Origin of the sequence: Staphylococcus edaphicus, from assembly GCF_002614725.1 — a bacterium.
Lineage (GTDB): Bacteria > Bacillota > Bacilli > Staphylococcales > Staphylococcaceae > Staphylococcus > Staphylococcus edaphicus.
On sequence record NZ_MRZN01000001.1, the window covers coordinates 15,870 to 35,591 of the forward strand.

Sequence of the window (19,722 nt, forward strand, 5' to 3'; positions counted from 1 at the left end):
GGGTTAAAGAATGATTACAATAGAACAATTAAAAGATTGGAACGATGTTAAAGCAAGGAAAGTATTGGAAGAAAAAATCGAAAGATATATTGATGAGAAAATCAAATGTTCTGTTTTATCTGGAAAATTAAACATTAGAATAAGTACTGGATATCATGGCAGAAAAACACATAGTAAATCAGAATTTTATAGCTTGTGGCTAAGTGAAGAAATATCAACATCTAGTCTTGAGGTTGTACAAAATAACATTATTGAAAAGTATAAAGAAATTGGATTAAGGGTAACAAGAGAATATTTTGACGAGGGTTGGCACTCATCTTATAGAGGATTGCAAATTGTTATACCGCAAGAATTATTGGAGGACACAGACAATGAAAATAAAGACTAAGAAACAACTAAACTTACCACAGTTGATTGAGTGGGGATTTGAAAACGATGTAACAGGATCTATCGTTTCATATGATAGAGCTGAAGCTAAAAGAATTAGATTTGAAATAGGGATACTTGTATCAATACATGGAGATATACACAAAGGCGATACTTTCACAGTCGAAGTCGAGGAAGAAATTACGGAAGATACGAAATTAGATGGGTTAGTGGAACTAGGAGATGATGGAGCAGGAGAGGACTTCTTTTTCAGTAGAGGTTTATCAATTAATGATTGTAAGGACGAATGTACACAAGCCTTCTACATCCTAAACGACGACTTAACAATGACTTTAATCTGGCGTGACGGAAAGCTGGTGGAGTAGATGAGAGATATAGACGATATAAAACAGGTAACCGATAAAGACGAGTTTATTAATATTCTAGCTATTGAATATGCTAGCAATGTGGAACAAATAGCGGATGAATGGTGTGGTACTGATGAGTGTTTCGATAACACTGCACAATCAGCACGTGACGTAATCTATAAAGCATACGAGTTAACGGGTGTTGAAATTGATTTAGAAGATCATTGCTTGGAACGTTTCTTAAAAAGGAGTGATGGCGAGTGATTATACTAAAAATTTTAGTAGCAATATATGGTTTGTTATCTATAGCGTATTTATGCATTTTCACATATTTAGGTGATTCACAAGAAAGAGAACAAAATAAAAGGAGTGATGACGAGTGGATATAATAGATGCTATTTACAAAGGTTTCAGAAATATTGAAAGTGACTTAAATATGAATAGAGCTGTATTTAAAAAAGATACTTTATTGATTATATCAACAATTGTATGGGCAACGCATAAAATTGAAAGAGCTATTCAAAGTAAGGAGTGATGGCGAGTGAGTAAATATAAATTGTGGTTACTATCCGATGAAAGATTTATTGATGGAAGTTTAGTGTTGGCTAATAACCTTAAACATTTACTAGAGGAGTGATGGCGAGTGAGTCCAGAAGAAGAAAAGGTAATTAATAGAAACACTATGAAGTTACAAGACCATTTATATAAAGCGCTAAAACAACGTGACCAATACAAATCAGAACGCGACACATTGATAGACGATTTGAAAGTGTTGAGAGAGAAAAATGAAGAACTAGAAGATAATAACGAACAATTAAATGAAATATTCAACTATCAAGAAAAAAAAGAAACATGAATATAGAGCGGAAAATGAGAAGTTGGAACGGGAGAATGGACAATTAAGTGAATTAAACAAGCAACTGACATTTGAGAATATAAACAGTGAACACGAAATCAAAGCGTTACGCGAACAAAATTATAAGTATTGTAAACTCGGCAACCACATACGTTTGAAAGCAGAAAACAATCCAGGGGTAAGTCGTTATATAGATTTGGTTAACTTCATTGATAGATTGGAAAAGGGAGATAATTAATTATGAAAAATACAACAGAAAATATAGTAAGAGAAACATTAATCAGAAAGTATCATGAATTTGGATTTGCTAAATTCATGGGGGAAGATTTATTCGCTTTGAAATGTGAAATTGATGTTTTAGAAGATTTAGCCAAAACAATTTGTGCCAATAATGGAATAGATTTTAAAGAGTTTATATTGGAGCGTGATTAGATGAAATTAAAATACTACTACACTTACGAAAAACTACCAAAACATTTAAGGAACAGAAATATAGAACAAATAACACTCAGACGAGATATCACTAGATTGTGCGCAAAATATAAAGAATCGCTAACTAGAAGAGAAATGTTATCAGTATTGAAAGATGTAATAAAAGGTTTCAAGAAGTATTACAAGGAGCGTGGTTAGATGGCGTATGAGTATGAACGAATAAATAGTATAGGTTGTGTGACTTCAGCAATTAGCACAGACCAAGCAGTTAAAGAACTTGAAGAAGTCTATCGCAAAGCAAAGGCGTTTGATAATTATATTGTAGATATGGTCAAAAGTATTGAAACCTACCCACATGATTATATTAAACGCAGTAATTTCGCTAAAGAAACATACGACTTTTATATGCAAAGCAAAGAAGAATTTATTGAGGCATACAAAAACGAGGTACGTCATGGACATGAATTAATAGAAAGTGTTGAAGAATACGACAAAATAATTTCGGATTTGGAGCGTGCAAACGATGAAAACTAATCAATATAAAGACGCATGGCAAGAGTTGAAGGAAAAGAAGATTGAGAAGTTTACTAAACTGCACAGCTTGATTATTAACCACCATGAAGATGAGGGCGACTATTTAAGATATATAGAACAAAAGAACGAATTGTTGGATATGGATAATGCAGACAACACAAACGGATTTAGCAACTTACTAAGCGATATGGAGGACGAGTAGATGAAACAACAAATAGCAAATGAAAATGTAAGAGACTTTTTATCAATGGCTAAAAGACTAACTCCATATTTAACAGATTCTGAATTTGAAACAGTGCTAAGAATATACAACATTGCATTAGATAGATTAGAAGGAGAGGACAAACAAAATGACTAATGCTAAAAAATTAATAGAAAACGCAAGTAAATACATTAACAATACATTACAAATCAAACTACTAAGCGACAACGCAACTAAACCTAAACGCGCAGATGACGAAAGTGCTGGTTATGACATATACGCAGCAGAAACAGTAGTACTCGAACCACAAGAGAAAACATTAGTCGCTACTGATCTAGCAGTGAATATTCCTAAAGGTTATGTGGGATTACTGACTAGCAGAAGTGGTGTGAGTAGTAAGACACATCTTGTAGTTGAGACGGGTAAGATTGACGCAGGGTTTCAAGGTCATATGAAGATTAATGTTAAGAATGATAATCAAAATTTTAATAACTATGATATTTTAAGTGAGGTTTATACAGCTTTTAATATAAATGGCGAAGAAATCGAGTTAAATGATGAAGAAGTATTGGTTCCCTATGGCACATACAAAATCAACAAAGGCGACCGACTAGCACAGTTAGTTATCGTACCAATATGGACACCAGAGTTAGAACCAGTTAAGGAGTTTAGTAATGAAACAGCAAGAGGAGAAAAAGGTTTTGGGTCAAGTGGAACAAGATAAAGATATTCTTCAAAAAGTTAAGGAAGTGTTGAGGAAATGAATAGGGTACACAGATGGAAAAATAACATTATAGCAAATATAACAAAGCACCCAGTAATCACATTATTAATCGTAGCAATGTATTTATCTTTCCTTTTAACATTAGGCGAATTATTAAAATAGGAGTGAGTGTGTGAAGGAAATCGAATCAAAGTTATTTGAAAAAGACCAACAACTGTTTGTTATACACAGAGAAGAAATAGAAAGTTACTTAGAAGATGAAGAGTTTGACGGTTTTATCATACACAGCAATATAGAAGAAAACAAAGTAGAAATATATAAGAAAAAGTTAAGGAAGTGTTGAGGAAATGAACATTAATAAGAATAAACACAAGCATAATGATAAGAAATTTACACGTATTGTAATTGATATAAACACTGGTCAGAAAAGATATGAATAAGGAGTGAGTGTGGATGGGATTCTTTATATTTAAATTCATAATTATGTTAATGGTTTTAGGTTCAATAGGTTGCCTAGGAATAATTATGAAGTGGGCTTGGGAATCGAAAAGAATGAAACATGATAAAGGTATATTATCTAAAGATGGAACCATAGCGATAGCGTTTGGAGTGAGTGCTGCGGCAATACCTTTCGTTTTGTTATTCACATATAAAATAATAGAAATGACATTTACATTTTAAGGAGTGACGCAATGACACAATACCTAATCAAACACACAACCCACATCACAGGCGAAACTTTCACAGACGTTACTAAAATACGTGATAACGAAACTTATCAAGTTGTTGAGGCAGAGAGTAAGGAAGAGGCTGAGGAAATGGCGAAGAAACCAATCATTACAGAAACAAATAATTCTACAGTAGTGAGTTTTGAAAGACCTTCGGAAGAAACAATGGAAAGTTTATTCGGTAAAGATTACAAGAAAGGACAGTGAGTGAATATGTTAACAAACATAGCAATGTTTTTAGTAGCACTAGCAACTATCGGAAACTCAATTATGATAGTGTACATGAGTAATAAAAAAGAGAACAGTGGTAGTTTGATGTCAAACAGACCACTAAGAGAATACACCTCATATGAGACAAAAAATCGTATTAATAAGCTAGAGGATAAATTGAAAGATGTGCAACCATTGATTGATAATTATGAAAAAGAATTAAACGACAAAGCCTGGGAATCATACAGAAATTGGAAATGGCCTATCGTTACTAGATTGGACATGGATGGTGAAGTTTGTGGTCAGTGTTATGAAGATAGTTTGGAAATAAAGACAACTAGAAAACAAGATTTTGACAGAGAACTCCCAAGATTCGTATATGAACATAATGACGGACGCCCTTTGAACGCACAACTCAAATGTACAGAATGTGGACACGTTGTTAATCAGTGGGAATTTAAGGAGGACGAATAAATGAAACCAATACTTAAAACATTACTAATAATTGCACTATACGAACTAAGCAAATACGTTACAAATGAAATCATAATCAAACTCACTGCGAATGATGCGGTTGATAAAGTGCCTATGGATTACGAAATAAGTAAATGGAGGTAATGCGTATGTGGATAATCACATCAATAATATTGGGTGTCATTACGATACTGTTACTCATATCAAACAGTGTTAAGAATGACTTGATATCTACACTTAGATATGAGAAGGCGCACTTGAAGAATTATATTCAGTCATACATTAATAAGAAATAACTTGGAGGTATTATATGAAACTTGGCAGAGCTGATTTACCTAAGTTAGAAGAATATTGGATTAACTACAATGATTTAAAAGGACAGTTAGCATATAGAAGATATGAACTGTTATACCAACCGCAAGATACTAATATAGGTGGTGGGAAATCAAACATTGTTAGTAGTCCAGTAGAGAATGAAGTTATCAAGCTACATAAAGATAACAAGTATCGTAATTTACAAGCAACATTACAAGCAGTAGAAGATGTTTATAATAGAGCGACTGATGAACAGAAGGCTGTTATTGAATATAGATACTGGGAGAAGGACTTGGCTATATATGAATGGCCAGATATAGCACATGAGTTAACTAAGCGTAGAGCCGATGACAAGATTATAAGTAGGGACGCAGTATTAAGAATGCGTAATAAGATTATGCGAGATACAGCCGAACGAATTGGTTGGATTAACTTTGAATAGACCGCACTCCTAATTGTGTGGAAGTGCGCAGTGTCAACAGGTTATTATGATAACATAGGGTATTTCAGTTAAGGCGTTATAAATAAAGATACTATATTATATTTAGGCACACCTATTCCGCAGGTGTGTCTTTTTGTATGCAGCTATTTAATCGACCCACCTAATAAGGACACATATATTAAAGGACACTACTAATTAAGGTGAGGGAGTTAAGGTGTCATACCCTTTAATAATGATATGCACAGTAATGACATTGTGTGTAGTTTTATAGACAACATTCATTTGATTATATTAAAAGGTTTAATCAGTTTAAGAGATTGATTGAAACATTGAATAATAAAAACTAATTGATGATTGTTGTTTAACAATTGAATATCAAAAGAAATGTTTTGTTGATCATAAACTTTATTAGATTAATTTGCATTTGATAAATGAAACAATTTCTAAACTCAAAGATAAAATGATTTTGATTTCGTTTTATCTTTTCTTAATTTAATTTCTAATATTAATTATTTAAATATAAAATTCAAATGGAAGAAGTTGATTCATTTGTTTGTTCAACCAAAGGTTCGACTTGGTAATAAGTCATATACTCAAACCGAGTTGCAAGACTATAGGAAAGCCAATACACAAAGGTATAACCAACAGGTTAGACATGACTCACGTAACAAGGAGTATACAACGTTCTACAACAGTACACAGTGGCGTAAGTTACGTATACAAGTGCTTACACGTGACAATTACTTATGTCAACACTGTTTAGCTCAAGGTGTAGTGAATGACAAAGATTTAATTGTCCATCACAAGATTGAATTGAAACGGGATTGGTCGAAAAGACTGGATATGGAAAATTTAGAGGCGGTATGTATTTCATGCCATAACAAAATTCATGAGAAATAATTTCGTGATAATTTTTGAAAAATAAATTCAAAAATTTTTGGGGCGAAGGAAAACCCCCGTCACTTCTGAGACGAGCGAACAACGAGCCGACCTTATTTGCGACCAAATTCCCAAAATGAAAACTTTCACAAAGTCACATATCGTCTGGAGGTGCTGGAATGGCAGGAAGAAAACCAAAATTAAACGCAACAAAGCAAGGAAATAGAACAAAAGAAGAATTGGAACAAGCAGAATTAAAAGAGAATGGGCTTAAAGCATTCAAGAAGATAAACGTTGATTCTATACCAGAGGGATTAACCGATAATGCTGCTAAAGAATGGTTGAGGGTTGTGCCTTTACTCGAACAATTACCGATTGCTGATTTAGATTACTCGCTTATCAAGAAATATTGCGAAGTACTAGATCAAAACGATACGCTCTATCGCTCTATAAGTCAGAAAAATGGTATTGAAGGTATGGTTGACCCAGAAACTAATCGTAAAACTGGCGCTTTTATGGCGTATATGGAGTCTTTGAAAGAATTACGTTCTATATGTGGGCAATTAGGTATGACAATTGATTCCCGTATGAGGTTGGTTGTACCTACTGAAAGCGAAGTTAAGCGTTCTGTATATGATGAATTTGGTGTTGATGACGATGACTAGCGTAACTATACCTAAAGCATACGAAAAATTACTTGATATACCTAATGAATACAGAGACGATGCCTACAAGTATTGCGTTATGGTACTGTCTGGAACATATATAACGTGCAAAGATACTAGATTAGCTTGTATTCGTCATTTAAAGGACATACAACGGTCAATCAATGATGATAGTTGGAATTATACCTACAAGCCTAAACGCGCTAAAAAGGTTATTAAATTCGTTGAGGCGTTACCTGATACAAAAGGAAATATTAACAAACTTGGATTGTTCCAAAAGTTCATTATTTCAAGCGTTCGTGGTTGGTTTACGAAAGATACGGATATGTTGAGATTTAAAAAAGCGTTTATCTCTATGGCACGTAAACAAGGTAAGTCGATATTAGTTTCGGGCTTAGTATTGTACGCTTTCTTGTTCGATAAAGAACCTAAAGAAGGCAGACAAATGTTTACTGCTGCAAATGATAAATCACAAGCTAGCATTGTATTCAACATGGTCTCAAAGCAGTTGATGTATTTCATTTCTAAGGTACCGGAGTTGCAGAATGACGTTAAGAAAGTAAGAGAATTACTTACACATACTAAAGACGGTTCGTACATTAGGCCTTTGTCACGTGATACTGGTGCAGTTGATGGTTTCGAGCCATTCTTAGCAGTAATAGATGAATACCATGCAGCGAAAACAAACGAAATGTTAGAACTTATTCAATCTGGTCAAGGTAACTTGCTACAATCGTTAATTTTCATTATATCTACTGCTGGATTTGATTTAAATGCGCCTATGTATACAGATGAATGGCCTTATGCAAAAGATATTTTAGCCGAAGTATACAAAGATGATGAATATTTTGCCGTAATTTTCGAACAAGATAGTGAAGATGAATGGCAAAACAGTTCAATGTGGGCTAAATCTAATCCATTAATGAATGAAACAGATGAACTCAAGGAACAAATTGATGATTTTCTTGAGAAACGTGTTGCAGAGGCTACGAAAAAAGGTTCTATGTTTAGAGTATTAGTGAAAAACTTCAATTATTGGATGCAAGCAAGTGAAGAATCATATTTAGATTTCAATGATTGGAAGAAAAATGAAACTGACTTCAACATTAACAATTCAAAAGTTTATATAGGATTAGACTTATCACGTGCAGATGACTTAACCGCAGTATCTTTCATACATTTAGACGAAAGTAATAAACAATATTACATTACCTCTCACTCATTTGTGGGCACTAAGGGAGGTCTACAAGGCAAGATTGAGCGTGACCTTATAGACTATCGTCAATTGGCAGAAGATGGCTATTGCACTATCACAAACTTGTCTAGTGGCATCATAAATACTAATCAAGTATTAGATTACATTGAAACTTATGTAAATGCCCACAAGCTTGATGTTCAAGCAATTTGTTATGACCCTTATTCAATACATGGTGTGTTAGCAGAGATTGAACGTAGAGAATGGTTTTATGACTTGTATGAAATTAGACAAGGTCCACAAACACTTTCTAATCCTAACTTAGACTTTAAATTAAATGTGATTAATGGAGACATTAAACATCATAAAAACCCATTACTTGATATAGCTGCTAAAAATGCAATATCTAAAAATGTGAATGATTCAATAATGATTGAAAAGAAAATGAACAGACATAAAATTGACCCATTAATGGCTACAATATTTGCTTATGTAATTGCAAGCGAACATGAATGGGATACAGAAACATTTATGCCGTTGTTCTTATAGGAGGTGTGGATATGAGGAAAATTATTTACGCATTATTTATACTCTTATTATTTGTCGTAGGTATAGCAGGAATATTTTATGGATTATATATTTTTTGGAAACCGTTAGCGTATATTGTTGGTGGTTTTATTTTTATTGGTATGGCAGGAATACTTAACCAAGCATATGACAATACCTCGAATGGTAAAGGAGGTGAAAATTAATGCCATTACTTGATTTAGGGTTTAGCAATAAAGAAGAAAGAATGAGTAAGGATCTAGAACGTTTATTGTACTTTCAAGAACATGGCACGCATGCAAGTTATACAGGGATAAATGCATTAAAGAATAGTGATGTATTTACTGCGACACGTATTATTTCTGCAGACATTGCAAGTACCAAGTTAAAGGTTAAAGGGCATGAATCAAACACTGTAATGAATCAAATACTGAATTTGTTTAATAATAATCCACATTCAGATTTACCGGGTTGGCACTTCAAATTCATTATTATCGCTAACATGTTACTCAATGGACAATCATTCGTTGAAATCATAAGAGATAAAAACGATTTCCCTACAGGCTTTAATTTCTTACATAACGACTTAGTAGGAATTGAAGAAAAAGACGGAGAGATTATTTACAACGTTAGTGAAGATTATGAAGGAAATGCAGTCAAGATAACTAGCGAAGATATATTGCATTTTAGATATATCACGTTAGATGGTTATGTGGGTTACAGTCCATTGTATGCATTGGCTCATGAGATAGGAATTTCTCAAGGTTCAAAAGACTTTTTACGTAACTTTTTTGATAATGGTGGAACATCCACATCAGTATTGAGGTATAAAAAAGGACAAATCAACGCTGAACAACTTAGAGATTTGAAAAAGAATTTCTCAGAAAGTCAATTAAAAAACAATGGTGGCTTAGTTGCTATTGATGACACGATGGAATTTAACAGATTACAAATTCCGGTAGAAGTATTAAATTTCCTGAACAGTTATAAATTCAGTACATCACAAGTTGCTAAAGCTTTTGGATTACCAGTATCCAAATTAGGCATTGAAACTGTTAACACTTCAATAACACAAGCCAATCTTGAATATTTACAAAGTACATTAGATCCAATATTCAAAATGATGATATCGGAACTTGAAACTAAGATATTTAAGTTCATTGATTCTGGTTACGAATTAGAGTTTGATTCTTCAAGACTAATCGATATAGACCCAGAACTACAATTGCAACGTATTACAGAGTTGCATGGTAAAGGGATTATATCAACAGACGAGGCAAGAAGTGTATTTGGATATCAACCTATTGATCATGGTGACCAACCACTTGTGGATTTAAATAGAGCACCATTATCCACATTACAAAATTATCAAGAATCTAAGATTGATAAGGAAGTAGAAAAAAACACCCTTAAAGGGGGTGATGATTATGACTAACAGTAACGTTGACACTACACAAGACATGGTTATTGAAGGATATGCTTTAATATTTAATTCCTTGAGTAATGATGTAGGTGGCTTTAAAGAACGCGTACTACCTAATGCGTTGAACAATGTGGATATCAGTGATGTCAAGTGTTTAATCAATCATGAAGATAGATACGTTATAGGTAGAACAAAAGCAGAAACACTAGAACTAACGCTTGATAGTAAAGGCTTAAAGTTTAAGTGTAAGTTACCTAATACTTCGTATGCTAAAGATATATATGAAAACATAGACGTTGGTAATGTTAACGAATGTAGTTTCCATGCATGGTTTCCAAAAGATAACAATGGTAAAGATACAGGGTATTTTTGGACGGTTGAACAAGGAGAATATGTTAGGAATGTAGAACAATTCGATAAGTTACTCGATGTAAGTGTTGTCACCACACCAGCATATAAAGATACCGGAGTGTTAGTTGCTCAACGTTCTCAAGATCTCACGGAAGTTAAAGAATTAGAAAAATTGAAAATAGCGATTGAGTTGGACGGCCTACGTTTTAAAACGTAAGGCTATTTTTTATACCCAATTTTAATAAGGAGGCATATTAATGGCTAATTTAGACGAGCGCAAAAAAGAAATCACAAGTTTGGTTTCTAAAGCGCAAGAAGCAATTGATAAGGGAGACCTTGAAACAGCTCGTAATTTAAAAGCTGATATCGATGCGCAGAAAAAAGAATATGAAGAACTAGAACAATTGTCACAAGAAATTGAATCATCAGCACCTAAGCAAGAAGAGGTACCACCTAAAGATGAAGGTGCAAAAGAGGTCGACAACAAAGCAGAAGAAAAAGAAGATACTTCGGTCGATGATGCTAAAGGTGAAGAAAAGACTGAAGAAAAACCAAAAGAAGATGAGACACCATCTACTGAAGAAAAACCAGTTATCGAGAAAGTTGAAGAACCTACAGAAGATGATTTGGAAGAAGAAAAAGACAAAAAGAAAAAAGAAGGAGCGAAACGATCTATGGCGAAATTAAATCAAAACACAGAAGTAAATGAAGAAATCTTAGGTTTCGAGCAGTACATGAAATCAAAAGGGGCTAAACGTGACAACGTTAAGTCTGACGATGCAGGTGTAACAATCCCACATGATATTAAATATATCCCAGAAAAAGAAGTTAACACAGTACAAGACTTATCAGAGTTAGTGCAAAAAGAAAAGGTTTCTGGACCTAGTGGAGAATACCCAATTTTGAAACGTGCTAATGCTAAATTCAGTACAGTTGCAGAATTAGAAGCAAACCCAGAGTTAGCTAAACCAGAGTTCAAATCAATTGAATGGAAAGTACAAACTTATCGTGGTTCTATTCCAATCTCTCAAGAAGCATTGGACGATTCAGTTGCTAACTTAACAGCTATTGTGTCTGAAAATATCAACGAACAAAAAATCAATACTTTAAATGAAAGAATCGGAACTGTATTAAAATCTTTTAACCCAACAACAGTTTCCGATGTGGACGATTTAAAATCAATCATCAACGTGAAATTAGACCCAGGTTACGACCGTCAAATCATCTGTACACAAAGTTTCTACCAAAAGTTAGACACTTTGAAAGATGGTAACGGTCGTTATTTATTACAAGATAGCATTATCAATACTGCTGGCAATACTGTATTAGGTATGAATGTAACAGTTGTACGTGATGATTTACTTGGTGCCAATGGTGATGCAAAAGCATTTATTGGAGATATCAAACGTGGCGTATTCTTCGCAGACCGTACTGACGTGTCAGTTCAATGGATTGAAAACCAAATCTACGGTAAATACTTGATGGGTGCATTCCGTTTCGATGTTAAACAAGCTGATGAAAATGCTGGTTTCTTCGTTACATTTGAAGATGCAGCAACAGAACCTAGTGGAGATTTAGGAGCATAAGAAAAGTAGGTGTATCCAATGTTTAAACTAGATAGCGTTGAATCAATAAAAAAAGCGATACGTGTTGACCACGATTTTGACGATGATCTAATTATGGATGTTTATTTACCTGGTGCTATAAACGAAGTTAAAACGGCAGTTTCATTAAATGAAGAAGATGAACCATTTTATAAAGATAATCCAACTTTTAATTTAGCAGTTTTAAACATCATTGCGCATCATAACGATAATCGTTCAATTACATCTAATGAACAAAGTTTTGATATACCGTCATCTTCTATGAAACTGGTACAAACTCTACGAAGTGATTTAGTCAAGTGGCGCAAAGAAAACATTGAGGTGCTTGCCTATGAACCTTAATCAATTAGATTATAGAGTTACTTTTTATGAGAGTGTGAATGATGGACCCGAGGCTGGCATGAACGATGTTGAAGAAGTATACAGTTGTTTCAGTGGTTTATATGAGCCTACACAAAAAGATGTTCAGTTAGGAAACTTAGAACTTAGCAAAAGGTCAGTCACATTAAATATTAGAAACCCACAACCTCAATTCATACCTAATGTTAATCATTCATTTGAGATACAAAACGGTATGTATGCTGGGTTGTTTTTTAATATAAAAAATGTTGCACCAGCTAAAACACCTAACTACATCAAGGTGGTTGGTGAAGAGGAATGAGTATATCCGTAAAAGGTGATAAAGAAATTATCGCTCATTTAGAAAAGAAATTTGGTAAAACAGCAACTAAACGTATTACTGATTTTGCATTGACTAAAGGCGGTCAAAAAGTTGTTCAGATAATTAAAAGTAATATTGGTTCATTTAAGGATACTGGAGAATCTGTAAAAGAAACTTCCTTGTCAAAACCGATGACTATTAATGGTGTACGCACTGTGAAAGTTCACTGGCGCGGTCCTAAACAACGTTACAGGATTATTCATCTAAACGAATTTGGTCACTATGACCGTTCAGGTAAATGGGTTAATACTGCTGGTAAAGGTGTTATTGAACGAGCAATGCGCGAAGGTAGAGAAACATATTTTAGAACAGTAAAAGAAGAAATCAGAAAGAGGGTGTAGCGGTGGAAGACATCATGATGAAGATATATAACGCAATCATAGATAATCAAGAAATAATGAACAACGTTAATAAAAGCGATATTAAATTTTACGATTATCCTAATGCACAAGAAATCACAAATACATGTATTGTCATAGATCCATTAGATACACCTAAACCTTCTGATTTTGCAGATGATGACAATTTAACATACGAATATCTATATCAAATAGACATATTTGTAAAACAGGATAAAGGCATTAACGGACGAGCCCTATCAGATAGGCTCGTTTTTTTATTGCAAAGAATCATGTGGGAGCAATTGGGGTTTGGCGAAACTTCCTCAATTAAACCCGAATATATCAAGGATTTCAAACTATACCATCAAGCGAAAAGGTTTGAAGGCAAACAATATTACAAAATTTAGGAGTGTTTTAATATGGCAGAGAAAAATTACCGTTCATTTACAGGTTTAACAGAGTTTTATTACAAAGTTCATGGTGAAGATGTGCAAGTTGTTAAAGACCCAGAACGTATTAAATATTTACAAGAAATTTCAGTATCGAAAGACCAAGATATTGAAAAAGCTTATGGTGATAACCAAGTAGCAGAAATGGCAGTAGCCAATGGAACAATTGAGGTAGAAGCAGGTTTCCACAAACTACCATTAGAAGATAGAGTAGCGTTATTTGGTTTAGAAAAATCAGAAAGTGGCATTGTATCGGTTGGTAACGATACACCTCCATATGTGGCTGTAATGTTCGCTAAAACAATGGAAGATGGCTCAAGAGAATACGTTGGTTTACCAAAAGGATTATTCACATTCCCAGAACTAGAAGGTAACACGAAAGAGGACGGCGTTGAGTTCAGTTCTGATTCCACTTCTGCTGAATTCATGCAAGCACCAGTTAAAGGTTTTGAAGAAGAAAAGGCTATGTTAATTGGACATGATGCAAAAGGTGCCAATGTTATGAAAGACGCTATTTGGGAAGCGGTATTTGGTCAAAGTGCTGAAAGTAGCAATCCAACAGAAGGTACACCAGAAGCAGAATTAGGAGCATAACAAACAGGAGGTTTGAGTATGGCTAAGAAAAAATATGAAGTATTGCATAAATTTATAGATTTAGAAGATAAGAATAAAGTATATAATGCTGGCGATACATTTCCAAAACCAGCTAATAAAAAAGTAGCACACGATCGCATATTAGACCTTACAACAAGTGACAATAAGCGCGGTAAAGTATTAATCAAAGAAATAGAAGAATAATTACACTGAGGGCTACGAGCCCTCTTTTTATTTGCAAATAAAAAATAAAAACATAAAAGGGAGAATAATAACTATGGCTAAACGTAATTTTATTAAATTAACTCAAATTGACAAAAAAGGCAACGCAGTAACTGATACAGAAGGAAATGCAAAATTCGATACATTTATAACTCCAACACAAATTCCGTTTCGTAAAATTTATGATGCAGCTGATTTGATGGATGGGAAAGAAGATGAAAATAGTTCATCTCAATCTAATATTGACCAAATGCTTGATATGGTTGTGGACATTTATAATAAACAATTTACAAAAGATGACTTATTAGACAGATTACATGCACCGGATGCAATAGAAGAATTACAACAACAAATTCAATTTATCGCTCAAGGCCAAATGGACGAAGAAAGAAAAAAGGAACTAGCGAGAATAATTTAAAATCAATATCTTATAAAGAGCACAAAGAAAACATGAAAAAAATAATGCTACAGATGATGAAAGAAGGGGGCAAAGATATCAACGATATTTTAGATATGCCCTTTTCTTTTTTTATGGAATTAGTAGATGAATCAAGCAAGAAAAATGTTAAAAAATCAGAATCAATGATTGATGCATTCATGTAAATATCTCACAAGTAGGGAGGTGGAGTAATGGCAGAAAGGATAAAAGGGTTGCAAATTGACCTATCCATGCGTGATATGGGTGTTGCCAAAACACTTGCCGGTGTAAAACGTGAGTTTAGGTCCCTGAACTCTAGTTTGAAGTTATCAGGTAATAACTTTAAATACGGAGAGAAAAACGCAGCATCATATAAATCAAGAATGAATGACTTAGATGGTGCAATAAAAGTTGGTACATCTAATTTAAAGCAATTAGAAACTCAATACAAGCAAGTTTCTCAAGAACAAGGTGCAAATAGTGCTAAAGCTATACGACTACAAACAGAATATGATAAACAAGCTAATTCTATTAACGCTTTAAAAGATGAATATGGAAGATTAGATCAGTATTATAAACAAAATTTTTCTTCTATGGGTCAACTGAGCAATAAATTCAAGTCAATTGGAACCGGCATGCAAGATGTAGGTACTAAAGCACAAACGATGGGACAATCTTTGACAAGTAAGATAACTAAGCCTGCTTTGTTAGCTGGTGGTGCGTTAGCTGGAATTGCAATTACAAAAGGATTTGGTCGTTTAGTAGAAATAGATACTGCTAAAGCTAAATTATCTGCATTAGGTAATAGTGCTAAAGATACTAATACGATTATGGATAATGCTATGGAATCTGTTAAAGGCACATCGTTTGGTATGGGAGAAGCTGCAACTACTGCTGCAAACGCGGTTGCTGCTGGAATAAAACCAGGTAAAGAATTAACAAAATATTTAACAACTACTGGTGATGCTGCGGCAGTTGCCGGAGTCGATATGTCAGAAATGGGTCGAACATTAAATAAAGTTCAAACACAAAACAAAGCATATAATGGCGAATTACAAGAGTTATCAGACCGCGGTCTACCTATCTATCAATGGTTAGCAAAAGAAGCAGGAGTGACTGGAGAACAAGTTACAGAAATGGCTTCTAAAGGTGAAATATCCAGTAAGATGTTACAAGAGGCAATTCGTAACAATATCGGTGGCGCAGCAAAAGAAATGGGTCAAAAATCATTTACTGCATCAGTTCAAAATATGTGGGCGGCAGTTGGAAGATTAGGCGCCGCATTTCTTGACGCTGGTGGTAAAGGTGGCGGTTTCTTCTCGAAATTAAAACCTATTATGAATAATCTAACGGAAACATTCGATAAAATGGGTCCTCAAGCAGAACAATGGGGTGTAGCTCTAGGAAATACTTTTAGCAAAATAATAGATGGTATCAGTGGAATTGTTAAATGGTATCAAGGATTGGACGGAGGCACTCAAAAAACTCTAGGCGGCTTAGCTAAATGGTTAGGCATTGTCTTATTCACAATGGGACCGGTATTAACTATTTTCGGTAAATTCACAAGTGTAATTGGTGGCATGTTTAGTGGTATGTCTGGATTGATACAATTCTTCATTAGACATAACGTTGCTTCTAAAATATCGGCCACTTCACAAGCTATATGGAATGGTGTTACTGCCACTGCAAAAGGAATAGCTAATGGATATAGATATGCTATAGCTGCACTGAGCACATCGCAAACTGCACAAGCTATTAAAACAAAAATAGCGTCTGCTGCAACAGTTGTTTGGACAGGCGTAACGAAAGCAGCTGCATTAGCAACCAAAGGTTTAGGCTTAGCTCTGAGATTTATGACGGGTCCCGTTGGTATAGTTATAACTGCAATTACTGCATTAGTTGGTGGCATAATATATTTGTGGAAAACCAACAGCACATTTAGAAACGTTGTAATTTCAGCTTGGAACGCAATAAAAAATACTGCTATTGCTGTATTTGGTTTCTTAAAACCATATATAATCGGTATTTGGAACGCATTAAAAACTTCGGCTATTACAATATGGAATGCAATTAAATATGCAGTACAACACCCAATTCAAGCTTTGAAAACTATATTATCCACTTTGTGGAATGGAATGAAAGCAGCAGCCATTAAAATATGGATTCTACTTAAAAATAGTGTAGTTGCAATTATTAAAGCATACGTTAATCAGGTTAGATCTAATTTTAACTTAGTGAAACGTATTGTAACAACAATATTTAACGCTATTAAATCATTTGCTATTAAAGTTTGGAATACTATTAAAAACAGCGTTATAAATATTGTAAAAGGGCTTAAAACTGGAGTAGTAAATACATTTAATACTTTAAGTAAAGGTATCCATAACATATTTAATGCTGTTAAGAATTTCGCTCTAAAATTATGGACTAATATTAAAAATGGCGTTGTTTCTAGAGCTAAGACTTTATGGAATGGCGTAAAAACCATGTTCAATAATTTGAAAAATAGTATTAATTCAATAACAAGTAAAATTAGAAGTTTCTTATACAGTGTTTGGAATTCAATAAAAAATAAAGTAATAAATATTGCCAAATCATTATGGAATGGTGTTAAAGATAAATTTAATGGTCTAAAAACTAGTATTAGCAATATTATTAAGAATGTAAAAAACAATCTTATCGATACTTGGAACTCAATTAAATCAAAAGTTGTTGATATAGCTTCCGGACTGTGGTCAAAAGTAAAAGGTATATTCAATAATATGAAAGACGGACTTAAGAATATTATTGGAAAAATAAAAGGCCACATAACCGGTATGGTTGATGCTGTTAAATCTGGATTAAATGGTTTGATTAAAGGTTTAAACTGGGTCGGAGGCAAATTAGGTTTACCTAACATTCCTAAACTTTCTACTGGTACACAAACTATTAATCGTCAAATCAAAACTACTGGTGATGGTGCATTAAAACATGGCACTATGGCAGTAGTTGGCGACAAAGGACCTGGTAATGGTAAAGGTAAAGACGGTCGTCGTGAAATGATTCGCTATCCAAATGGACGTACTGCTTTAACACCTGCTAAGGATACAACTACATTCTTACCTAAAGGGTCATCCGTCATCAACGGTGCTACAACACAGAAAATGTTATCTACTGGAACAGTTGATTTACCACACTTTAGCTTAGGTAGTTGGGTTAAAGATAAAGCAATGGATACAGGTAAATGGATTGGAAATTCTGTTAAAAATGGTTATACAAAAGCCAAAGAAGCAGTAGGTGGAGGCGCTAAATGGCTAGGTGGCAAAGTGAAAGATGTTATGGATTACGTAGATAATCCCGGAAAACTTTTAGACTTAGCATTACAAGCTTTCAATGTGGACTTCTCACAATTTAAAGATGATAACCTTGTTGGTCAAATGACAAAAGCTGGATGGAAAAAAATTAAATCTGCAGCTATACAATGGATAAAAGGCGGAATGGATGCTCAAGTTGGTGACGGTTCAGTATTTGATGGATACAGAATATTGCAACCATATTCAGCTCCTCCTAAAAAACCTAATCCTAATTACCCATTTAATGGTGGTGTCCATCACGGTGTCGACTATGACATGAAAGTTGGAACACCAGTAAAAACACCGATGGATGGCAAAGTTCGTAAATGGTACGACCCATACGGTGGTGGTAATGCTATTACAGTAACGAAAGGTAAAACATCATTATGGTTCATGCACTTAGCCGAACAATTGAGAAAAACTGGCGAATCTGTAAAAGCAGGACAATTAGTCGGTAAATCAGGTAATACTGGTTCTATGACAAACTATCGTCATTTACATTTCCAAGTAAACGAAGGTGGAGAAAGTAATGCTAATTCAACTGATCCAATACCTTGGTTGAAGAAAAATGGTAAAGGTGGAGCAGGCGGAAGTAAACCCGCTAAAGCATGGACAGATGATATTAAACGTGCTGCAAAACAAATGAAAGTTAAAATCGGGCAAAATGATATTAATGATTTAGTATCTTTAATACAACACGAGTCTGGCGGTAATGCTGGTATCAAGCAAGGTATAACTGATATTAACACTCTACTAGGTCAACCTGCACAAGGGCTATTACAATATGTTCCGAAAACATTTAAATCTTATGCTGTTAAAGGTCATGGAAACATTTTAAATGGTTACGATCAATTATTAGCATTCTTTAATAACAGTGCTTGGCGTGCTAATTTACCTTCAGGTCGAGGTGGTTGGGGTCCTACTGGGGGGAGACGATTTGCCACAGGAGGATTAATCAATTCATCCGGTTTGTATAACTTAGCTGAAGAAGGACATCCAGAGTTTGTTATACCAACAGACCCTAGTCGCCAATCGGATGCAATGAAATTACTTGCTATAGCTAGACAAAGAATTGAAGGTAATAAGAAAAATAAACGCCCTAACCAAATGCGCACACCGTCTACTGGTGGTAATAATAGTAGTGAAATTGCTCTTATGAAACAACAGTTAGAAGCCACAAAAGAACAAAATAATTTGTTAATGCAATTACTAGGAGTTACTAAGAACATCGAGGGACAACCTAAAGGGTTTACTGAAAAAGATGTATCGCAAGCACAAGGTAATAGGGCGAGGATTGCAAGTTATAATTTAGGTCTATGATGGAGGTATAA

General features: G+C 34.3%; 34 protein-coding genes. All 34 read left to right on the forward strand.

Annotated features, from left to right (window positions below; genetic code table 11):
* Window positions 1-10 precede the first annotated feature (10 nt).
* The 34 genes from BTJ66_RS00240 to BTJ66_RS00385 all read left to right on the forward strand — a co-directional run bounded on the left by BTJ66_RS00240 (window position 11) and on the right by BTJ66_RS00385 (window position 19,711).
* Window positions 11-388: a hypothetical protein gene (locus BTJ66_RS00240; protein WP_099089002.1), complete on the forward strand. Its 378-nt coding sequence runs from the start codon at window positions 11-13 to the stop codon at window positions 386-388.
* Entirely contained in the window at window positions 372-752 is a 381-nt protein-coding gene (locus BTJ66_RS00245; protein ID WP_099089003.1) for a hypothetical protein, read from the forward strand. The genes BTJ66_RS00240 and BTJ66_RS00245 overlap by 17 nt, the downstream gene beginning before the upstream one ends.
* Window positions 753-998: a hypothetical protein gene (locus BTJ66_RS00250; RefSeq protein WP_099089004.1), complete on the forward strand. Its 246-nt coding sequence runs from the start codon at window positions 753-755 to the stop codon at window positions 996-998.
* Window positions 995-1,123 (forward strand): hypothetical protein, encoded by a 129-nt coding sequence (locus BTJ66_RS13920; RefSeq protein ID WP_274521107.1) that lies wholly within the window; start codon window positions 995-997, stop codon window positions 1,121-1,123. Before BTJ66_RS00250 ends, BTJ66_RS13920 begins: the two co-directional genes overlap by 4 nt.
* Window positions 1,114-1,269, forward strand: a complete 156-nt coding sequence (locus BTJ66_RS13535; protein ID WP_161940531.1) for a hypothetical protein — start codon at window positions 1,114-1,116, stop codon at window positions 1,267-1,269. The genes BTJ66_RS13920 and BTJ66_RS13535 overlap by 10 nt, the downstream gene beginning before the upstream one ends.
* Window positions 1,270-1,377: 108 nt before the next feature.
* Window positions 1,378-1,590: a hypothetical protein gene (locus tag BTJ66_RS00255; RefSeq protein WP_099089005.1), complete on the forward strand. Its 213-nt coding sequence runs from the start codon at window positions 1,378-1,380 to the stop codon at window positions 1,588-1,590.
* Window positions 1,553-1,828 carry a hypothetical protein gene (locus tag BTJ66_RS00260; RefSeq protein WP_099089006.1) on the forward strand — a complete coding sequence of 92 codons (276 nt, stop codon included), beginning with the start codon at window positions 1,553-1,555 and terminating at the stop codon, window positions 1,826-1,828. The genes BTJ66_RS00255 and BTJ66_RS00260 overlap by 38 nt, the downstream gene beginning before the upstream one ends.
* A gap of 2 nt (window positions 1,829-1,830) precedes the next feature.
* Window positions 1,831-2,022 carry a hypothetical protein gene (locus BTJ66_RS00265; protein ID WP_099089007.1) on the forward strand — a complete coding sequence of 64 codons (192 nt, stop codon included), beginning with the start codon at window positions 1,831-1,833 and terminating at the stop codon, window positions 2,020-2,022.
* A gap of 198 nt (window positions 2,023-2,220) precedes the next feature.
* Window positions 2,221-2,556 carry a hypothetical protein gene (locus tag BTJ66_RS00275; RefSeq protein ID WP_099089009.1) on the forward strand — a complete coding sequence of 112 codons (336 nt, stop codon included), beginning with the start codon at window positions 2,221-2,223 and terminating at the stop codon, window positions 2,554-2,556.
* Complete coding sequence (locus tag BTJ66_RS00280) at window positions 2,546-2,758, forward strand: hypothetical protein (protein WP_099089010.1); 213 nt, start codon at window positions 2,546-2,548, stop codon at window positions 2,756-2,758. Before BTJ66_RS00275 ends, BTJ66_RS00280 begins: the two co-directional genes overlap by 11 nt.
* Window positions 2,759-2,914, forward strand: a complete 156-nt coding sequence (locus BTJ66_RS13600; RefSeq protein WP_167380369.1) for a hypothetical protein — start codon at window positions 2,759-2,761, stop codon at window positions 2,912-2,914.
* 34 nt (window positions 2,915-2,948) lie between these two features.
* The gene (locus BTJ66_RS00285) at window positions 2,949-3,482 is read left to right on the forward strand and encodes a dUTP diphosphatase (protein ID WP_099089234.1); all 534 of its coding nucleotides are present in this window, start codon (window positions 2,949-2,951) and stop codon (window positions 3,480-3,482) included.
* A gap of 172 nt (window positions 3,483-3,654) precedes the next feature.
* Window positions 3,655-3,825 carry a hypothetical protein gene (locus BTJ66_RS13540; RefSeq protein WP_161940532.1) on the forward strand — a complete coding sequence of 57 codons (171 nt, stop codon included), beginning with the start codon at window positions 3,655-3,657 and terminating at the stop codon, window positions 3,823-3,825.
* A gap of 110 nt (window positions 3,826-3,935) precedes the next feature.
* Window positions 3,936-4,163 (forward strand): hypothetical protein, encoded by a 228-nt coding sequence (locus BTJ66_RS13545; RefSeq protein WP_099089011.1) that lies wholly within the window; start codon window positions 3,936-3,938, stop codon window positions 4,161-4,163.
* A gap of 11 nt (window positions 4,164-4,174) precedes the next feature.
* The gene (locus BTJ66_RS00295; protein ID WP_099089012.1) at window positions 4,175-4,417 is read left to right on the forward strand and encodes a DUF1381 domain-containing protein; all 243 of its coding nucleotides are present in this window, start codon (window positions 4,175-4,177) and stop codon (window positions 4,415-4,417) included.
* 6 nt (window positions 4,418-4,423) lie between these two features.
* Window positions 4,424-4,894, forward strand: coding sequence for a hypothetical protein (locus BTJ66_RS00300; protein ID WP_153043307.1), 471 nt, complete (start codon window positions 4,424-4,426; stop codon window positions 4,892-4,894).
* A complete protein-coding gene (gene rinB / locus BTJ66_RS00305) occupies window positions 4,895-5,038 on the forward strand; it encodes a transcriptional activator RinB (RefSeq protein ID WP_099089014.1) in 144 nt (47 codons plus the stop codon).
* Between the two features lie 166 nt (window positions 5,039-5,204).
* Entirely contained in the window at window positions 5,205-5,651 is a 447-nt protein-coding gene (locus tag BTJ66_RS00310) for a transcriptional regulator (protein ID WP_029376943.1), read from the forward strand.
* 549 nt (window positions 5,652-6,200) lie between these two features.
* Window positions 6,201-6,551, forward strand: a complete 351-nt coding sequence (locus tag BTJ66_RS00315) for an HNH endonuclease (protein ID WP_099089015.1) — start codon at window positions 6,201-6,203, stop codon at window positions 6,549-6,551.
* Between the two features lie 158 nt (window positions 6,552-6,709).
* Window positions 6,710-7,195, forward strand: coding sequence for a phage terminase small subunit P27 family (locus BTJ66_RS00320; protein ID WP_099089016.1), 486 nt, complete (start codon window positions 6,710-6,712; stop codon window positions 7,193-7,195).
* On the forward strand, window positions 7,188-8,939 hold the full coding sequence (locus BTJ66_RS00325; RefSeq protein ID WP_099089017.1) for a terminase large subunit: 1,752 nt from the start codon (window positions 7,188-7,190) through the stop codon (window positions 8,937-8,939). The genes BTJ66_RS00320 and BTJ66_RS00325 overlap by 8 nt, the downstream gene beginning before the upstream one ends.
* A gap of 11 nt (window positions 8,940-8,950) precedes the next feature.
* Window positions 8,951-9,142, forward strand: a complete 192-nt coding sequence (locus tag BTJ66_RS00330) for a hypothetical protein (RefSeq protein WP_099089018.1) — start codon at window positions 8,951-8,953, stop codon at window positions 9,140-9,142.
* Entirely contained in the window at window positions 9,142-10,371 is a 1,230-nt protein-coding gene (locus BTJ66_RS00335; protein ID WP_099089019.1) for a phage portal protein, read from the forward strand. The genes BTJ66_RS00330 and BTJ66_RS00335 overlap by 1 nt, the downstream gene beginning before the upstream one ends.
* Window positions 10,364-10,927, forward strand: coding sequence for an HK97 family phage prohead protease (locus BTJ66_RS00340; protein WP_099089020.1), 564 nt, complete (start codon window positions 10,364-10,366; stop codon window positions 10,925-10,927). Before BTJ66_RS00335 ends, BTJ66_RS00340 begins: the two co-directional genes overlap by 8 nt.
* 40 nt (window positions 10,928-10,967) lie before the next feature.
* On the forward strand, window positions 10,968-12,296 hold the full coding sequence (locus BTJ66_RS00345; RefSeq protein WP_099089021.1) for a phage major capsid protein: 1,329 nt from the start codon (window positions 10,968-10,970) through the stop codon (window positions 12,294-12,296).
* Window positions 12,297-12,314: 18 nt separating this feature from the next.
* Complete coding sequence (locus BTJ66_RS00350; protein ID WP_099089022.1) at window positions 12,315-12,656, forward strand: head-tail connector protein; 342 nt, start codon at window positions 12,315-12,317, stop codon at window positions 12,654-12,656.
* Window positions 12,646-12,975, forward strand: a complete 330-nt coding sequence (locus BTJ66_RS00355; protein WP_099089023.1) for a hypothetical protein — start codon at window positions 12,646-12,648, stop codon at window positions 12,973-12,975. The genes BTJ66_RS00350 and BTJ66_RS00355 overlap by 11 nt, the downstream gene beginning before the upstream one ends.
* A complete protein-coding gene (locus tag BTJ66_RS00360; RefSeq protein WP_099089024.1) occupies window positions 12,972-13,376 on the forward strand; it encodes an HK97-gp10 family putative phage morphogenesis protein in 405 nt (134 codons plus the stop codon). Before BTJ66_RS00355 ends, BTJ66_RS00360 begins: the two co-directional genes overlap by 4 nt.
* Before the next feature lie 2 nt (window positions 13,377-13,378).
* Window positions 13,379-13,783, forward strand: a complete 405-nt coding sequence (locus BTJ66_RS00365) for a hypothetical protein (protein WP_099089025.1) — start codon at window positions 13,379-13,381, stop codon at window positions 13,781-13,783.
* 12 nt (window positions 13,784-13,795) lie between these two features.
* Window positions 13,796-14,419 carry a major tail protein gene (locus BTJ66_RS00370; RefSeq protein ID WP_099089026.1) on the forward strand — a complete coding sequence of 208 codons (624 nt, stop codon included), beginning with the start codon at window positions 13,796-13,798 and terminating at the stop codon, window positions 14,417-14,419.
* Between the two features lie 18 nt (window positions 14,420-14,437).
* Window positions 14,438-14,623 (forward strand): hypothetical protein, encoded by a 186-nt coding sequence (locus BTJ66_RS00375; RefSeq protein ID WP_099089027.1) that lies wholly within the window; start codon window positions 14,438-14,440, stop codon window positions 14,621-14,623.
* Between the two features lie 73 nt (window positions 14,624-14,696).
* A complete protein-coding gene (gene gpG / locus BTJ66_RS00380; RefSeq protein WP_099089028.1) occupies window positions 14,697-15,059 on the forward strand; it encodes a phage tail assembly chaperone G in 363 nt (120 codons plus the stop codon).
* A 53-nt stretch (window positions 15,060-15,112) separates the two neighbouring features.
* The gene (gene gpGT, locus BTJ66_RS13925) at window positions 15,113-15,244 is read left to right on the forward strand and encodes a phage tail assembly chaperone GT (RefSeq protein ID WP_274521108.1); all 132 of its coding nucleotides are present in this window, start codon (window positions 15,113-15,115) and stop codon (window positions 15,242-15,244) included.
* A gap of 27 nt (window positions 15,245-15,271) precedes the next feature.
* The gene (locus BTJ66_RS00385; protein WP_099089029.1) at window positions 15,272-19,711 is read left to right on the forward strand and encodes a peptidoglycan DD-metalloendopeptidase family protein; all 4,440 of its coding nucleotides are present in this window, start codon (window positions 15,272-15,274) and stop codon (window positions 19,709-19,711) included.
* Window positions 19,712-19,722 lie beyond the last annotated feature (11 nt).

What these genes read in the sequence shown, in the direction of transcription:
- BTJ66_RS00240 (WP_099089002.1), top strand. Translation starts at nt 11, where the DNA reads ATGATTACAATAGAACAATTAAAAGATTGGAACGATGTTAAAGCAAGG.
- BTJ66_RS00245 (WP_099089003.1), top strand. Translation starts at nt 372, where the DNA reads ATGAAAATAAAGACTAAGAAACAACTAAACTTACCACAGTTGATTGAG.
- BTJ66_RS00250 (WP_099089004.1), top strand. Translation starts at nt 753, where the DNA reads ATGAGAGATATAGACGATATAAAACAGGTAACCGATAAAGACGAGTTT.
- BTJ66_RS00260 (WP_099089006.1), top strand. Translation starts at nt 1,553, where the DNA reads ATGAAATATTCAACTATCAAGAAAAAAAAGAAACATGAATATAGAGCG.
- BTJ66_RS00265 (WP_099089007.1), top strand. Translation starts at nt 1,831, where the DNA reads ATGAAAAATACAACAGAAAATATAGTAAGAGAAACATTAATCAGAAAG.
- BTJ66_RS00275 (WP_099089009.1), top strand. Translation starts at nt 2,221, where the DNA reads ATGGCGTATGAGTATGAACGAATAAATAGTATAGGTTGTGTGACTTCA.
- BTJ66_RS00280 (WP_099089010.1), top strand. Translation starts at nt 2,546, where the DNA reads ATGAAAACTAATCAATATAAAGACGCATGGCAAGAGTTGAAGGAAAAG.
- BTJ66_RS13600 (WP_167380369.1), top strand. Translation starts at nt 2,759, where the DNA reads ATGAAACAACAAATAGCAAATGAAAATGTAAGAGACTTTTTATCAATG.
- BTJ66_RS13545 (WP_099089011.1), top strand. Translation starts at nt 3,936, where the DNA reads ATGGGATTCTTTATATTTAAATTCATAATTATGTTAATGGTTTTAGGT.
- BTJ66_RS00295 (WP_099089012.1), top strand. Translation starts at nt 4,175, where the DNA reads ATGACACAATACCTAATCAAACACACAACCCACATCACAGGCGAAACT.
- BTJ66_RS00300 (WP_153043307.1), top strand. Translation starts at nt 4,424, where the DNA reads ATGTTAACAAACATAGCAATGTTTTTAGTAGCACTAGCAACTATCGGA.
- rinB (WP_099089014.1), top strand. Translation starts at nt 4,895, where the DNA reads ATGAAACCAATACTTAAAACATTACTAATAATTGCACTATACGAACTA.
- BTJ66_RS00310 (WP_029376943.1), top strand. Translation starts at nt 5,205, where the DNA reads ATGAAACTTGGCAGAGCTGATTTACCTAAGTTAGAAGAATATTGGATT.
- BTJ66_RS00320 (WP_099089016.1), top strand. Translation starts at nt 6,710, where the DNA reads ATGGCAGGAAGAAAACCAAAATTAAACGCAACAAAGCAAGGAAATAGA.
- BTJ66_RS00325 (WP_099089017.1), top strand. Translation starts at nt 7,188, where the DNA reads ATGACTAGCGTAACTATACCTAAAGCATACGAAAAATTACTTGATATA.
- BTJ66_RS00330 (WP_099089018.1), top strand. Translation starts at nt 8,951, where the DNA reads ATGAGGAAAATTATTTACGCATTATTTATACTCTTATTATTTGTCGTA.
- BTJ66_RS00335 (WP_099089019.1), top strand. Translation starts at nt 9,142, where the DNA reads ATGCCATTACTTGATTTAGGGTTTAGCAATAAAGAAGAAAGAATGAGT.
- BTJ66_RS00340 (WP_099089020.1), top strand. Translation starts at nt 10,364, where the DNA reads ATGACTAACAGTAACGTTGACACTACACAAGACATGGTTATTGAAGGA.
- BTJ66_RS00345 (WP_099089021.1), top strand. Translation starts at nt 10,968, where the DNA reads ATGGCTAATTTAGACGAGCGCAAAAAAGAAATCACAAGTTTGGTTTCT.
- BTJ66_RS00350 (WP_099089022.1), top strand. Translation starts at nt 12,315, where the DNA reads ATGTTTAAACTAGATAGCGTTGAATCAATAAAAAAAGCGATACGTGTT.
- BTJ66_RS00355 (WP_099089023.1), top strand. Translation starts at nt 12,646, where the DNA reads ATGAACCTTAATCAATTAGATTATAGAGTTACTTTTTATGAGAGTGTG.
- BTJ66_RS00360 (WP_099089024.1), top strand. Translation starts at nt 12,972, where the DNA reads ATGAGTATATCCGTAAAAGGTGATAAAGAAATTATCGCTCATTTAGAA.
- BTJ66_RS00370 (WP_099089026.1), top strand. Translation starts at nt 13,796, where the DNA reads ATGGCAGAGAAAAATTACCGTTCATTTACAGGTTTAACAGAGTTTTAT.
- BTJ66_RS00375 (WP_099089027.1), top strand. Translation starts at nt 14,438, where the DNA reads ATGGCTAAGAAAAAATATGAAGTATTGCATAAATTTATAGATTTAGAA.
- gpG (WP_099089028.1), top strand. Translation starts at nt 14,697, where the DNA reads ATGGCTAAACGTAATTTTATTAAATTAACTCAAATTGACAAAAAAGGC.
- gpGT (WP_274521108.1), top strand. Translation starts at nt 15,113, where the DNA reads ATGATGAAAGAAGGGGGCAAAGATATCAACGATATTTTAGATATGCCC.
- BTJ66_RS00385 (WP_099089029.1), top strand. Translation starts at nt 15,272, where the DNA reads ATGGCAGAAAGGATAAAAGGGTTGCAAATTGACCTATCCATGCGTGAT.